Annotated in this window: 13 protein-coding genes; 2 read left to right on the top strand and 11 right to left on the bottom strand. The window is 62.2% G+C overall.

All coding sequences use genetic code 11. The annotated features are described in order from the left end of the window. Entirely contained in the window at positions 1-825 is an 825-nt protein-coding gene (locus HWU94_RS08175) for an aldo/keto reductase (RefSeq protein WP_185173282.1), read from the top strand. Positions 826-893: 68 nt separating this feature from the next. On the opposite strand, the gene HWU94_RS08180 is transcribed toward HWU94_RS08175, so the two are convergent. From HWU94_RS08180 to rimP, 9 genes are all read right to left on the bottom strand, one after another. Beyond that, positions 894-1,850 (bottom strand): bifunctional riboflavin kinase/FAD synthetase, encoded by a 957-nt coding sequence (locus tag HWU94_RS08180; protein WP_185173283.1) that lies wholly within the window; start codon positions 1,848-1,850, stop codon positions 894-896. Positions 1,851-1,930: 80 nt separating this feature from the next. Continuing rightward, positions 1,931-2,353: a hypothetical protein gene (locus HWU94_RS08185; protein ID WP_185173284.1), complete on the bottom strand. Its 423-nt coding sequence runs from the start codon at positions 2,351-2,353 to the stop codon at positions 1,931-1,933. 98 nt (positions 2,354-2,451) lie between these two features. Then, a complete protein-coding gene (locus tag HWU94_RS08190; protein WP_244955936.1) occupies positions 2,452-2,826 on the bottom strand; it encodes a hypothetical protein in 375 nt (124 codons plus the stop codon). A 6-nt stretch (positions 2,827-2,832) separates the two neighbouring features. Beyond that, positions 2,833-3,876 (bottom strand): tRNA pseudouridine(55) synthase TruB, encoded by a 1,044-nt coding sequence (gene truB / locus HWU94_RS08195; protein ID WP_185173285.1) that lies wholly within the window; start codon positions 3,874-3,876, stop codon positions 2,833-2,835. 3 nt (positions 3,877-3,879) lie between these two features. Further along, complete coding sequence (gene rbfA / locus HWU94_RS08200; RefSeq protein ID WP_185173286.1) at positions 3,880-4,317, bottom strand: 30S ribosome-binding factor RbfA; 438 nt, start codon at positions 4,315-4,317, stop codon at positions 3,880-3,882. 183 nt (positions 4,318-4,500) lie between these two features. After that, positions 4,501-7,368 carry a translation initiation factor IF-2 gene (infB, locus tag HWU94_RS08205; protein ID WP_185173287.1) on the bottom strand — a complete coding sequence of 956 codons (2,868 nt, stop codon included), beginning with the start codon at positions 7,366-7,368 and terminating at the stop codon, positions 4,501-4,503. 229 nt (positions 7,369-7,597) lie between these two features. Next, positions 7,598-7,843, bottom strand: a complete 246-nt coding sequence (locus HWU94_RS08210) for a YlxR family protein (RefSeq protein WP_185174832.1) — start codon at positions 7,841-7,843, stop codon at positions 7,598-7,600. 170 nt (positions 7,844-8,013) lie between these two features. Next, a complete protein-coding gene (nusA, locus tag HWU94_RS08215; RefSeq protein WP_185173288.1) occupies positions 8,014-9,054 on the bottom strand; it encodes a transcription termination factor NusA in 1,041 nt (346 codons plus the stop codon). Positions 9,055-9,190: 136 nt separating this feature from the next. After that, the gene (gene rimP / locus HWU94_RS08220; RefSeq protein WP_185173289.1) at positions 9,191-9,790 is read right to left on the bottom strand and encodes a ribosome maturation factor RimP; all 600 of its coding nucleotides are present in this window, start codon (positions 9,788-9,790) and stop codon (positions 9,191-9,193) included. A 164-nt stretch (positions 9,791-9,954) separates the two neighbouring features. Between rimP and HWU94_RS08225 the strand changes: the two genes are divergently transcribed. Then, positions 9,955-10,851, top strand: coding sequence for a hypothetical protein (locus HWU94_RS08225; protein WP_185173290.1), 897 nt, complete (start codon positions 9,955-9,957; stop codon positions 10,849-10,851). Here the strand turns inward: HWU94_RS08225 and HWU94_RS08230 are convergent. Next, entirely contained in the window at positions 10,848-11,648 is an 801-nt protein-coding gene (locus tag HWU94_RS08230; RefSeq protein WP_185173291.1) for a TSUP family transporter, read from the bottom strand. The two genes, HWU94_RS08225 and HWU94_RS08230, sit on opposite strands and share 4 nt — an antisense overlap. A gap of 107 nt (positions 11,649-11,755) precedes the next feature. Continuing rightward, a complete protein-coding gene (locus HWU94_RS08235) occupies positions 11,756-13,555 on the bottom strand; it encodes a proline--tRNA ligase (protein WP_185173292.1) in 1,800 nt (599 codons plus the stop codon). Positions 13,556-13,807 lie beyond the last annotated feature (252 nt).

Consider the following 13,807-nt stretch of genomic DNA (forward strand, 5'->3'; position numbering starts at 1 on the left):
ATGCAAAACCATACCCTGCGCGACGGCACCTCAATCCCGCCCCTGGGCTTAGGCACCTACCCGCTCAACAACGTAGATGCCGAAGTCGCCGTCTCTGAGGCCATCGCCCGCGGCTACCGCCTTATCGACACCGCGGTGAACTATGAGAACGAGGTGGGTGTTGCCCGCGGCGTCCTGCGCTCAGGCACTGCACGAGATGAAATTTTCGTGCAGTCCAAGCTGCCGGGGCGCGACCACGGTTACGAGCCAGCCCTCCGCTCCCTCGAAGGCACCCTGAGCCGTATGGGTTTTGACTACCTCGACGCCTACCTAATCCACTGGCCTAACCCCTCCCAGGGGCTCTACGTCGACACCTGGCGGGCTCTCATCAAAGCCCAGGAAGAGGGGCTGGTGAAGTCCATCGGTGTCTCTAACTTCCTACCCGAGCACATCGACCGTCTGATTGAAGAAACCGGCGTAACCCCCGCCATCAACCAGATCGAGCTGCACCCCTACTCCCAGAAACAGGACTGGGCAGCCTACAACCTCGACCACGCCATTCTCACCCAGTGCTGGTCACCCCTGGGCCGCAAAACCGACCTGCTCAAGGACGCCGCCCTCGAGACCATCGCCGCCGAGACCGGTAAAACTGTAGCCCAGGTGATACTGCGCTGGGAGGTCCAGAAGAACCTGGTACCCCTGCCCAAGAGCTCCAACACCCTGCGTATGGAAGAAAACCTGGCAGTCTTCGACTGGGAACTCACCGACGACCAAATCGCCCGCATCGATGCACTCGAAGCTGGCGTAGGCCGCGGGTTTGACCCGAATACCCACGAAGAAATGTAGTATCTGGGCTAATGCTACAAAAGTTCCCGGAATAAGAGTTCTTATTCCGGGAACTTTTTGTATGTTCTCTAGCCGATGCCGAGAATGGCCTTGGCCTGTTCAACGTCGGCGTGCATCTGCTCAATCAGTGCCTCTACACCGGTGTAGGCAACCATGCCACGCATGTAGTCGACGAATTCTAGGGTGACGTGCTGCCCGTAGAGGTTGAAGTCTTCGACCTTCTCTTCGGGGCGGCCGATGACGTGAGCTTCGACCTGGCGGGTGGTGATGCCTTCGAAGGTGGGGTTGGTGCCCACCGAAATGGCGACGGGGTGGCGGGTTCCGTCCTCGTCAATCAGCCAGCCTGCGTACACGCCGTCGCCGGGTACGAGGCCGACGGAGTCGACGTCCATGTTGGCTGTGGGGAAGCCGAGTTCGCGGCCGCGGGCAGCGCCGTGCACGACTTCACCGCTCATGTAGTGGTTGCGGCCCAGAATAGAGGCGGCGTCGCGCACCCGCCCTTCGGCGAGCAGCTGCCGGATGGAAGTTGATGAACAGCGGCGGTCATCGTGGGCGAGCAAGTCTTCAACAACGAGTACCTCAAAGCCGTATTTTTGGCCGAGTTCCTTCATGGTGTTGAGGTCGCCGGAGTTATTGGTACCGAAGCGGACGTCATCGCCGATAACCACGAATTTGGCGTTGAGGGCATCGACGAAGGTTCGTTTGACGAATTCTTCGGGGGTTTGGGCGGCGAAGGCAAGGTTGTAGTGCAGCAGCAGGTAGTAGTCGACGCCGAGGCCAGCGAGGATTTTTTGGCGGCCATCCTGCCCCATGATTTCGATGTGTACCCCGGCAGGGCCGTGGACGCGGGCGGGGTGGGGGTCGAAGGAGACGGCTACGGAGGAAAGGCCGTGTACCTTGGCTGTGTTGACCAGGGTGGAGAGCACTTTTTGGTGGCCGATATGCACGCCATCGAAGTTGCCGATGGTGACCACGGTGGGGCCGAAGTCGGCGGGGATCTGGGCAAGATCGGTAAAGCGCTTCACTGTGCTCCTCGGTTGGGTTGCTTCGTGTCTATACTACGCGTATTTGGAGCCTTCTGCTGAGGCCAGGCGGACGCCGGTGGTTAGCGGGTGCGGCTGGGGCGGGTTTTGTTGAGCCACCAGAGGCCTACCATGGGCAGGATCAGGGGGATGTAGCCGTAACCGGATCCGAAGTGGGACCAGACAGAGGCTAGCTCAAAGTGCTGGGGTTGCAGGTAGGAGAAGATGCCGATGAGGAGCACGCCGGCCATTTCGATGCTGACGGCGGCCAGGGAGATTTTCCATGCCCCCTCCCCTTTCTTAGCCAAAGCGATAGTGGCAACCAGGTAGATGAGGGCTGAGAGTGCTGAAAGGCTGATAGACAGCGGGGCTTCATCGAACTTGCGGATAACCTGGTAGAGGGCCCGGGCCCCCGCCGACAGGGTAAAGACGCCGTAGATGACGACGAGCAGGCGGCCAAAGCCGCTATTTTTTGTAGCGGAGGCTTTGTTCTGTGTTTGGTTCATTGTCTTCTTCCATCTCCCATGCAATGTTGATGCTGCTCTTACGGGCGTTTCTGGCCTTGAGCGCACGTCCTGCGCTTATGTGTCTCTGCCGAACCGCCCTAGTAGTAGTACCAGAGCATATTCATACGGTGCACCATGATAATCAGTACCGGCCCGGTTAGCCCCAGCACCAGGGTTGACCAGCGGGTACGTTCGGAGAGCGACCAGATGAAGGTGCCGACGGGGATAATCATGGCGGTGAGCAGGTAGCCGTAGTATTCGAGCCAGTCACCGCTGGGGCCGTCCGTTGTGACCTGCATGATGATGGAGCCGACCAGGTAGATGATGAGGAAAGCTTCAAGGAGAATAACGGAGCCTTGTGACCAGTCGTCGGGGGCTGCTCCGCGCAGGAAGCGGATGAGACAGATGAGGAAGGAGGCTAGGCCGAGCGCGGTTATGGCCCAGAACCAGAGGTCGAGTCCGGCGATCATCATGACGGGTTAGTTTTCCTTGAAGGTTGTTCCGGCTTCGAAGACGAGCACGGGGGCGGCTACGTTTTCGCGGCGGAAGCGGGTGTTTTCGATGATGGCGACGAGGGTGCCGTTGGGGGCAAAGGCTGCGGTGAGGCCGGTGGTGGTGGGTTTGTCGTGCCCGCCGGTGGAGCCGGTTTTGGGGGCGGTGGTGGCGAGGCTGCCTTCGGTGGGGGTGATGCGGCGGCCGTTGGCGAGGTCGGTGGCTTCGGCTGCGGTGAGATTGCGGACGGCAAAGAGGCGGCGGGCGGCTTCTTCGATGGGTAGCAGGGGAGCTGCCTGTTCTGCTTCTCGCCCGGCAATCAGTTCGTCGAGGGTGTGGGCGTCTTCGGCGCGGATTTCGCCGATGGCGGTGCGGCGCAGGGCGGTGAGGTGGGCTCCGGTTCCTAGGGCTGCCCCGAGGTCGCGGGCTAAGGCACGGATGTAGGTGCCTGCTGAGCAGACAACGGTGACGTCAAGGTCGAGGACGCTGGTGCTCACCTCTTCTTCGCCCAGCTGGTAGGTGGCAGTGACGGGGCGAGCCTCGTGCAGCTCGAAGGAGTGCACGGTGGTGGGCCGGGCTTCGAGTTCGACTTCTTCCCCTGAGCGCACGCGGGCGTAGGAGCGTACCCCGTTGACTTTGATGGCTGAGACGGCAGAGGGTACCTGCATGATGTCGCCGGTGAGTTCCGCAATGTGCTGCCTGATGGCGTCCTTGCTGATACCGGCCAGTGCGCCCTCGTTAGCGATGGCGGTGGCTTCGCCGTCCGCGTCGTCGGTGAGGGTTGAGACGCCGAGGCGGATGGTGGCGGTGTAGGTCTTGGTCTCCCCTACGACCCAGGTGAGCAGACGGGTTGCCTTGTTGACGCCAAGGATGAGCACCCCCGTGGCCATGGGGTCGAGGGTGCCGGCGTGCCCGACTTTGCGGGTACCGGCGATCCACCGCATTTTGGAGACCACGTCGTGGCTGGTGAGTCCGGCGGGTTTATCAACGACGATGAGGCCCGAGGGCCCGGTGGGTGCTTTTTTGGCCACGGTTTAGGCTTCGTCTTCCTCGGTTTCGGTGCTCTTGTAGGCGTCCTCGCCACCGGCGTATTCGGCGCCTTCGCGGGCGGCGGCCAGTTCGGCGTCGCGTTCCTTAGTCTTACGCAGCAGATCTTCAATGTGGGCTGCGTTGACGGGTACTTCGTCTGGGACGAAGGTCAGGGTGGGGGTCAGGCGCGCGGTGATGTTCTTGCCGACCTCTGAGCGCAGGATGCCCTTGGCTGATTCGAGGGCAGCCTTGGTGGAAGCCTGCTCTTCTTCGGAGCCGAAGACAGTGTAGTAGATGGTGGCGTGCTGGAGGTCGTTGGTGACGCGGGCGTCGGTGACGGTGATGAAGCCGAGGCGGGGGTCTTTGATGCGGCGTTCGAGGGCCTGGGCAACGATGACCTTGATGCGGTCGGCTAGGCGGGCGGCGCGTGCCGGATCTGCCATGATGTTCTCCTTCTCTAGAGAGGTTTCTATGTTTATGTGTAAAGGCACCCTAGGGTTCGCGACGAAGCTGCTGGCTCGACGGCTGGCGTGAATCGCCTTGTGAGCGAAGCGAACCAGGCGAGAGGGTCTGCAGCAAGCGCGAACCCTAGGGTGCCTAGAAAAGGACTTAGGTACTAAGTCGCTTTAGACGCGGGGCTTTTCCTGCATCTCCCAGGTTTCAATGACATCGCCTTCCTTGATGTCGTTGAAGGAGCCCAGGCCGATACCACACTCGTAGCCTTCGCGTACTTCGGTGGCGTCGTCCTTGAAGCGGCGTAGGGATTCGATGGTGAGGTTGTCGGCGACAACTGCACCGTCGCGTACCAGGCGGGCCTTGGAGTTGCGCTTGATGATGCCGGTCTTGACGATGGAGCCTGCGATGTTGCCCCACTTGGAGGAGCGGAAGACTTCGCGGATTTCGGCGGAGCCGAGTTCGACTTCTTCGTATTCGGGCTTGAGCATGCCCTTGACGGCTGCTTCGACTTCTTCGATAGCGCGGTAGATGACGGAGTAGAACTTCATTTCTACGCCTTCACGGTCGGCTAGTTCTGCCACACGTTCGGCGGGGCGGACGTTGAAGCCGATGATGATTGCGTTATCGACGGTTGCCAGGTTGACGTCGTTCTGGGTGATAGCACCTACGCCGCGGTGGATGACGCGCAGCTGAACTTCGTCGCCGCCTACCTCGATCTTCATGAGGGACTCTTCCAGGGCTTCAACAGCACCGGAGACGTCGCCCTTGATGATGAGGTTGAGGGTGTCCATCTTGCCTTCTGCCACTGCGGCGTCGAAGGATTCGAGGGTGACGCGCTTGCGGCGCTTGGCCAGCTGGGCGTTGCGGTCGGCTGCTTCACGCTTTTCGGCAATCTGGCGGGCGGTACGTTCTTCTTCGGTGGAGAGGAAGGTGTCGCCTGCGCGGGGCACGGTGTTGAGGCCGAGTACCTGCACGGGGCGTGAGGGGCCGGCTTCTTCGACGTTGTTGCCGTTTTCGTCAAACATGGCGCGCACGCGGCCGTAGGCGGAGCCTGCGACGATGGCGTCGCCGACGCGCAGGGTACCTGACTGGACGAGGACGGTGGTGACGGCACCGCGGCCCTTGTCGAGGTTAGCTTCAATCGCTACGCCGCGGGCTTCCTTGTTGGGGTTAGCCTTCAGTTCGAGGGCGCCGTCGGCGGTCAGGGTGACGGCTGCGAGCAGTTCGTCGATGTTCTTACCCTGGCGGGCTGAGACCTCTACGAACATGGTGTCGCCACCGTATTCTTCGGGTACCAGGCCGTATTCGGTGAGCTGACCGCGGATCTTGTCGGGGTTAGCGCCTTCCTTATCGATCTTGTTGACGGCAACAACGATCGGTACGCCTGCGGCCTGGGCGTGGTTGAGGGCTTCTACGGTCTGGGGCATAACGCCGTCGTCCGCTGCGACTACCAGAATCGCGATGTCGGTGACCTTGGCACCACGGGCACGCATCGCGGTGAAGGCCTCGTGACCGGGGGTGTCGATGAAGGTCAGGTAGCGCTCTTCGCCTTCGACCTCGGTGTGGATCTGGTAAGCACCGATGTGCTGGGTGATGCCGCCGGCTTCACCATCGATGACGTTGGTGTTGCGGATAGCGTCGAGCAGGCGGGTCTTACCGTGGTCGACGTGACCCATGACGGTCACGACGGGCGGGCGTACTTCAAGTACTTCGTCGCCCTCAGCCTCGGCTTCGGCAGCCAGGTTGATGTCGAAGGATTCGAGCAGTTCGCGCTCTTCGTCCTCGGGGGAAACGATCTTGATGACGTAGCCCAGTTCGGCGCCGAGCAGCTCGAAGGTATCCTCGTCGAGAGACTGGGTCTGGGTTGCCATTTCACCCAGGTGAATCAGTACAGTCACCAGGGCTGCGGCGTTTGCGCCAATCTTTTCGGCGAAGTCCATCAGTGAGGCACCGCGACGCATACGGATCTCGGTGGTACCGTCGCCGTGGGGTACGGCTACGCCGCCGATGGTAGGCTGACGCAGCTGCTCTTCACGACGCAGAGCTGACTTAGTCTTGCCCTTCTTCTTTTTACCGCCGCCGCGACCGAAGGCACCCTGGGCGTTGCCACGACCGCCACCGGGGCCACCGCGACCGGGGCCGCGGTTGAAGCCGCCGCCACCGTTACCGCCACCGGGGCCGCCTGAGCCTCGACGGGGGCCGCCACCTGAGGGGGCACCGGCGCCGCCACGGGCGCCGACGTTACCGCTCATCTTGGTGGGCATCATGTTGGGTGAGGGGCGGTTGCCGCCACCTGCGGGTGCGGGGCGGGGTGCGCCGCCGGCAGGACGGGGGCCACCGGCACCTGCGCCTGCAGGGCGGGGGGCGTTGTTGCGTCCGCCTGCGGGGCGGGGGCCACCGGCACCGGCAGGACGGGGGCCGCCGGGGTTGTTGCCACGGGCGTTACGGCCGCCTGCGGGGCGAGGACCGCCTGAACGGCCACCTTCACCGCGCTCGTTGCGGTCGTTGCGCTTGCCCATGCCCTGGGAGTGGGCAAAGGGGTTGTTACCGGGGCGGGGCCCGGGCTTAGCGCCAGCAGGCTTGGGAGCCGCGGGCTTAGGAGCTGCCGGCTTAGGAGCAGACATGCCCTGGGTGGTGGAGAAGGGGTTGTTGCCGGGGCGGGGGCCAGCGGGCTTCGCTGCGGCGTCCTTCTTCTCAGCAGCAGGTGCAGCCTCAGCTGCGGGCTTGGGGGCAGCGGGGGCTGCCGGGGTTGCCGGCTTGGGTGCGGGAGCACCGGGCTTAGGAGCGGACGCACCCGGCTTAGGTGCAGATGCACCGGGCTTGGGGGCAGCGGGGGCTGCAGCCTTCTTCTCAGCAGCGGGAGCCTCTGCGGAGGCACCGGCGTTGGGGAAGGCAGCACGCAGTTTCTTAACTACGGGCGGTTCAAGGGTTGATGATGCACCCTTGACGAACTCGCCAAGTTCCTGAAGCTTAGCGATAGCTTCTTTAGAGGGGATTCCGAGTTCTTTAGCGATCTCGTGAACGCGGGGCTTAGCCACTTTTCTCCTGTTCTGGTTCGCACCGAACAGGGGCGAACCTTCAGTTTGTATGAGGTTTCAGCTGGGGTTCAGCTGGGTTTTTGCCGGTGGGTGAGCACAGGAAAGTACTCATTGCGCGGCACTCATCGGGTTTCCATCAGTTTTCTGACTCGCTTTCGTACACAGTAAGTCGTCAAACTCGTTGACATTGTTGGTTCGCCACCCCTGGCGGGGTCGAACCGGCTCTCCCCTATGCGGGGATCACCAGTTCGTTGGCTTCGACCCGGGTTCTAAAGGCCCTGGCCAGCGCATTTTTCTTGAGCGCGAGGGCAAGGCATTCGGGTGTGTGGTGGAGCCAGGCTCCACGCCCCGGGAGGTTTTTGGCCCGGTCAAAGACTGCACGCGGGGGTTCAGTCTGTGTGAGGGCGATACGGACGAGGTCGTGGGCGGGTGCTATGGCTCGGCAGCCGATGCAGGTGCGGACGGGGGTGTGCAGCTGGGGCGCTCCCTTCGTGTTGTTCGCTTGTTTCCAGCAGGCTCTTTAGTGCTGAACCTGCGGGCATGGCTGGCCGCCGACCAGTCATGAGCACTCTATAGTGCTGTGACCTCTATAGACCAGTTTAGCCCCCTTGCGGGGGCTAACGGCAAATATGTTAGTCAGCTCTCTTATTCAGCGGCGGCTTCGGGGGCTTCTTCAGCACCCTCTTCGTTGGCTGCACGGGCTGCTGCCATCGCAGCCTCGTACTTAGAGGCTGAGATGATATCGATGCGCCAGCCGGTGAGCTTAGCGGCCAGGCGGGCGTTCTGCCCTTCCTTGCCGATAGCCAGTGACAGCTGGTCATCGGGCACAATCGCGCGGGCTGAGAAGGTCTTGCGCTCGGTTACGGTAACTTCGCTGACCTTGGCCGGTGAAAGGGCGGCAGCGATGAACTCTTCGGGGCTCTCAGAGTGATCGACGATATCGATCTTTTCGTTGTTGAGTTCGCCCATCACGGCGCGCACGCGGGCGCCCATTTCGCCGATGCAGGAGCCCTTGGGGTTCACACCGGGCTTGGTGGCGCGGACTGCGATTTTGGTTCGGTGGCCAGCTTCACGGGCAATCGCCATGATTTCTACTGAGCCGTCGGCAATTTCAGGAACCTCGTGCTCAAAGAGGCGGCGCACCAGGTTGGGGTGGGAACGTGAGAGCACGATGGAGGGGCCTTTGGGGCCGCGCTTGGCTTCAAGCACGTAGGCGCGGATGCGGGTGTTGTGGGCGTAGCGCTCACCGGGCACCTGCTCGTTGGTGGGTAGCACAGCTTCGAGGGTGCCCAAATCAACATGAATCATGCGGGGGTTGGGGCCCTGCTGAATGACGCCTGAAATCAGCTGGCCTTCACGGTCTTTGAACTCACCGAGCACGGCTGAATCCTGGGCATCGCGCAGACGCTGCTGAATGACCTGGCGGGCGGTAGAAGCCGCGATACGACCAAAATTATTGGGGGTATCGTCGAACTCACCAATCTGCTGGTCGTTCTCATCGAGTTCAGGAGCCCAGATGGTGACCTTACCGCTGGTGCGGTCAAGCTCAGCACGTGAGCCACGGATGGCACCGGGCTGCTTCTGGTAGGCCAGCAGGATGGCGCTCTCAATCATCGGGATCAGGGTGTCGATTGAGATGTCGCGCTCTTTTTCGAGCAGGCGGAGGTTGCTCAAATCAATGTCCATGGTTGGCCCTTCCGTGTAACACGGTGCCGGAGCGGAAAGCTCCGGCACCGCTTGCGGTGTATGTTCGCGCACCTACGGCGCGCTGCCTCAAAAGTATTGAGTTGTGGTCTTGTCTTTATATTCTAGCGATTACTTGCTAGCGGTTGAATTCAATTTCTACCTTTGCAGCGGAAATTGTGCCCCAGGGCAGGGTGACGGGGTCGCGGTAGCTCTCGGGCTGCCCCTTCTTGGTTTCCTTCTTGCGGCGCACAACGGGCCCCTCGTCGGTGACGAAGTCGAGGCGGGCCAGGTACTTCTCTCCCCCGGCTTCGGTAATTTCAATCAGCCGGTCAATTGAGCGCTTCCAGTGGCGGGTTTCGGTCAGGGGGCTGGTCACACCTCGCGATGACACCTCAAGAGAGTAGGGCACTTCACCATCATCAGCAGCGTCAAGAGCCGCTGACAGGGCCTGGGAAACCTCAGCAATGGTATCGAGCGACAGGGCATCGGTACGGTCTTCGGGGTAGTCCACCACGATTTCTAGGGTGCGGTTAGCGCCGCTGCCCTTAGCGGTCAGCTTCTCCAGCACCAGCTTGAACTCCTGCTCCACCACCCGGGTAACGGCCTCACGCACGCCCTCGACGCTCACGAAGCTACCCGCGGGGGCCTTCTGGGTAATGCCCTGCTCAGCGCGGGCAGCGGCCCGGCGCTCGCGGGCGTTGGGGGCGTCCTTTTTACTGGCTTTGGGTGATGCCATCGCGCGTAGCTCCTGGTGTCTAGGGGTAGGTAAATCCATTCAAGCCTACCACCGGCTCCCCGTACGTCGGCCGAGAATTCGCTGAGGGCGGGCAGGCTACGGGACTTTTTGGCAGAATGGGAGGTGGGCTCTTGCCCGTCCGTTGTTGTGAGAGGTAGCTGCCTATGAATCGCTCTGTTCGTCTGACCCCGGTACTTGTGGCCGCTCTATTAGCTGGCCTACTGGTGGTGCTCCTTGCTGTGGGCTGGTTTTCGCAGCGGCAGGCGGAGCAGGTCCGCGTTGACCTTAGCGATCAGAGCACCATGGCTGCCCAGCTGACCGCCCTTCAGCAGGCGGCTAGTGAGTCGGGTCAGGACACGTTGAGGCAGGCGGCGCAGGCCGCCCTTGAGTCCCTTGCGCCTGCGGCTCAGGACGCAACGGTCACGGAGTATGAGCCGGTAGAGCAGCAGCTACAGAGCACGGTTTCGGCCCTGCTTGATTTAGGTTTTGCGACCCAGGACGCCGGTGATCGGGCTCGGGCTCTCACCATCGTTGTCGATGTATGGCAAGCTGCCCGCCAGGACGGGCTGACTACTGCCGTCTACCCCGAGGCTCTGACCGATGAGGTAGCACATATCAGCAGCTACACCTGTGGTGATGAGGGGCTGGCTGCCGTTGCCGCCGATAGGTCAGGCAGTGAACAGGCTGTACAGCCCGCCTCCCTACTGCCCCTGCAGCAGAGTATCTATCAGCTCAACTACGTCAGCGAGGTCTACGCCGCCCGCGCCGAGCAGGGCTATGCGGACGTAGCAGCCCAGGCCGCTCATCTAGCAACAGCTACCACCGATATGGGACACCTAGCTGCCCCCATTCTGACCTGCTACGGGGTCTTTGAGGCGCCTGCGGCGTCCTACCCCATCGCTGACGCAGCGGACGCCCCCCAGCAGCTCACCGACTTCACCGCGGCTATTGAATCCAACGCCCGCGCCGCCCTGTCCGACCAGACCCTTGCAACGTCAGCAGACGATATTGAAGCCCTCGCCCTCATTCTGGCCCTCGACAGCCAGGAGCTTGCTGCCTAAAGGGTACCCAGAATATCGGTGCCCAGCTTAATAATGAGGGCGCTGACTACCACAATCATCATCCAGCGAATAAAGCGGCTCCCCCGGGCCAGCGCCGTACGGGCCCCCAAGTAGCCACCCACCATGTTGGCTGCTCCCAGCAAGAGACCAAGCGCCCACACCTGCTGACCTGCCACCGCAAACAGCACCAGGGCCCCCAGGTTGGTAGCGGCATTAATAATCTTGGTCTGGGCTGTTGCCTGCAAGAAGCTGTAGCCCATCAACGACACCATGGCCATCATCAGAAAAGAGCCGGTGCCAGGGCCCAGCAGCCCGTCATAAAAACCGATGCTTGCACCGATTGCCAGCCCCACCATGAGGTGCTTGAGCCCTCGATGTTTGAGCTGGGTCAGTTCACCGAGTGAAGGCTTGAACACCGTGTAGACCAGCACCAGTATCAGCGCCAGTACGATGATGGGCTTAAAGAGTTCTTCGGGGAGGGCTGTGGCGACCAGGGCCCCACCCATGCTGGTCACAAAGGCCAAGGACGCCGCAGGCAGGGTAGTGCGCACATCAACCGGGGTGCGCCGCAGGTAGGTTGCGGCGCTGGTGAGGGTACCGAAGACAGACCCCAGCTTGTTCACAGCGAGGGCTTGCACCGGTGAAAGCCCAGGAACCATGAGAACCGCGGGAAGCTGAATCATGCCGCCGCCACCCACAACGGCGTCCACCCAGCCAGCAGCTAGGGCAGCCAGAAGCAACAAAACTAGCGTGGTCGGCTCAAGGCCGAGAGAGTCAAAGCCGAGGGTGTCGAGCACGCTGATGCCTTCCTGGGAGTGCGGTTAAACCACAAGGTACCATCTAAGTCAGAAAAGACCAGCTCGTTGGTGGTCTTTTCTAACTCAGATGGTACCTACTGCGGGTGTTAGCCCTGAATCTCGGCCAGCAGCTCGGTAACGGCGTCCGCTACGGCAACCTCGCGGGCCACGCCGCTGCGGCGGTCCTTGATTTCAACCTTGCCCTCGGCAAAACCGCGGCCGACCACCACGATTGTGGGCACGCCCAGCAGCTCAGCGTCGCCGAACTTCACACCGGGAGATACCTTGGGGCGGTCGTCGAACATGACGTCAAGCCCGGCGGCCTCAAGGTCAGCAACCAGCTTTTCTGCGCCCTCTGCGACCTCGGTGCCCTTACCGGTCATCACCACGTGAACATCGGCCGGTGCCAGGTTACGGGGCCAGATCAGGCCCTTATCATCGTGGTTGCCCTCGGCGATGGCAGCCAGGGCTCGGGTCACGCCCACACCGTAGGAACCCATAGTGACGGTCTGCAGCTTGCCGTTCTGGTCCAGCACCTTCAGACCCAGGGCCTCAGCGTACTTGCGGCCCAGGGCGAAGATGTGGCCCATCTCGATGCCGCGGGCAGCAATCAGGGGGCCGGAGCCGTCCGGAGCGGGGTCGCCCTCGCGCACCTCGCAGGCCTCGATCACGCCGTCAGCCTCAAAGTCGCGGCCCAGAACCAGGTCGTAGACATGCTTCTGGTCTTCGTTGGCGCCAGTAATCCAGGCAGAGCCCTCAACCACGCGGGGGTCAACAAAGTAGGGAATACCGGTAGCTGACTCAGTGCCCAGGAGCTTCTCGGTTAGGGTCAGGCCGGGGCCGATGTAGCCCTTGACCAGCTGCGGGAACTTCTTGAAGTCCTCCTCGCTCGCAGCCTCAACCTCAACCTCGCCGCCGATGCCCAGCAGGGCACCAACGTTGACCTCGACGCGGCCCAGGTCAACAGCGCGGTCGCCGGGCACGCCAATGGCAACCAGCTGGCGGCTGCCGTCGGGCAGGATGACGGCCAGCACCACGTTCTTCAGGGTGTCGGCGGCAGTCCAGGGCTCGCCCTCGCGCGGGTGCAGGGCGTTGGACTGGTCAACCAGGGTTTCAATGGTCGGCGAGTCGGGGGTCAGCTCAATGCGGGCAGCGGGGGTGGCTGACGCGTCTACGGGCTCGGGCACCACGGTGGTGACGGCCTCAACGTTAGCCGCGTATCCGCCCTCGGAGCGCACGAAGGTGTCTTCACCAATCGGGGTGGGGTGCAGGAACTCTTCGGAGCGGGAGCCGCCCATAGCACCCGACTGGGCCTGGACGATAGCAATCTCAAGACCCAGGCGCTCAAAAATCTTGATGTAGGCGGCGCGGTGGGCCTGGTAGGCCTCTTCCAAGCCCTCATCATCGACGTTGAAGGAGTAGGAGTCCTTCATGATGAACTCGCGGCCGCGCAGCAGACCGGCGCGGGGGCGGGCTTCATCGCGGTACTTGGTCTGGATCTGGTAGAGGTAAACCGGCAGGTCCTTGTAGGAGGTGTAGAGGTCCTTGACCAGCAGAGTGAACATTTCCTCATGGGTGGGAGCCAGCAGCATGTCTGCGCCCTTACGGTCCTGCAGGCGGAAGAGGTTGTCGCCGTATTCTTCCCAGCGGTTGGTCGCTTCGTAGGGTTCGCGGGGAAGCAGAGCGGGGAAGTGAACTTCCTGGGCACCGATCGCGTTCATTTCTTCACGCACAATGTTCTCAATCTTGCCCAGCACCTTCAGCCCCAGAGGCAGCCAGGTGTAGACGCCGGGGGCGGCACGGCGGATATAGCCGGCACGTACCAGGAGCTTGTGACTTGCGACTTCGGCGTCGACGGGGTCTTCACGCAGGGTGCGTAGGAACAGGTGGGACAGGCGCTGGACCAAGTGGTTTCTCGCTTCTCTCGTACGGGGCCCGTTCACCGACCGTGCAGGCCGGGGTGAGCATACTTATCTACCAGTTTACCGCCAACCGGCGGGGTGTGTAGCCCGCCTTAAAGAGAGGACGCCAGCACCCACTCCCCTACCCTTGGGCAGGTAGGTGGGGTCCGGCGTCCTCGCAGGAAAATCTGCTCGACCTAGGGGCTTAGAGGCCCAGGGCGGTGTACCAAGCCAGCTTGGCCTGGCCCAGGTCGTTGA

It is taken from the genome of Rothia nasimurium (assembly GCF_014217215.1).
Lineage (GTDB): Bacteria > Actinomycetota > Actinomycetes > Actinomycetales > Micrococcaceae > Rothia > Rothia avistercoris.

What these genes read in the sequence shown, in the direction of transcription:
- HWU94_RS08185 (WP_185173284.1), bottom strand. Translation starts at nt 2,353, where the DNA reads ATGAACCAAACACAGAACAAAGCCTCCGCTACAAAAAATAGCGGCTTT.
- HWU94_RS08175 (WP_185173282.1), top strand. Translation starts at nt 1, where the DNA reads ATGCAAAACCATACCCTGCGCGACGGCACCTCAATCCCGCCCCTGGGC.
- HWU94_RS08225 (WP_185173290.1), top strand. Translation starts at nt 9,955, where the DNA reads ATGAATCGCTCTGTTCGTCTGACCCCGGTACTTGTGGCCGCTCTATTA.
- nusA (WP_185173288.1), bottom strand. Translation starts at nt 9,054, where the DNA reads ATGGACATTGATTTGAGCAACCTCCGCCTGCTCGAAAAAGAGCGCGAC.
- rbfA (WP_185173286.1), bottom strand. Translation starts at nt 4,317, where the DNA reads ATGGCAGATCCGGCACGCGCCGCCCGCCTAGCCGACCGCATCAAGGTC.
- rimP (WP_185173289.1), bottom strand. Translation starts at nt 9,790, where the DNA reads ATGGCATCACCCAAAGCCAGTAAAAAGGACGCCCCCAACGCCCGCGAG.
- HWU94_RS08190 (WP_244955936.1), bottom strand. Translation starts at nt 2,826, where the DNA reads ATGATGATCGCCGGACTCGACCTCTGGTTCTGGGCCATAACCGCGCTC.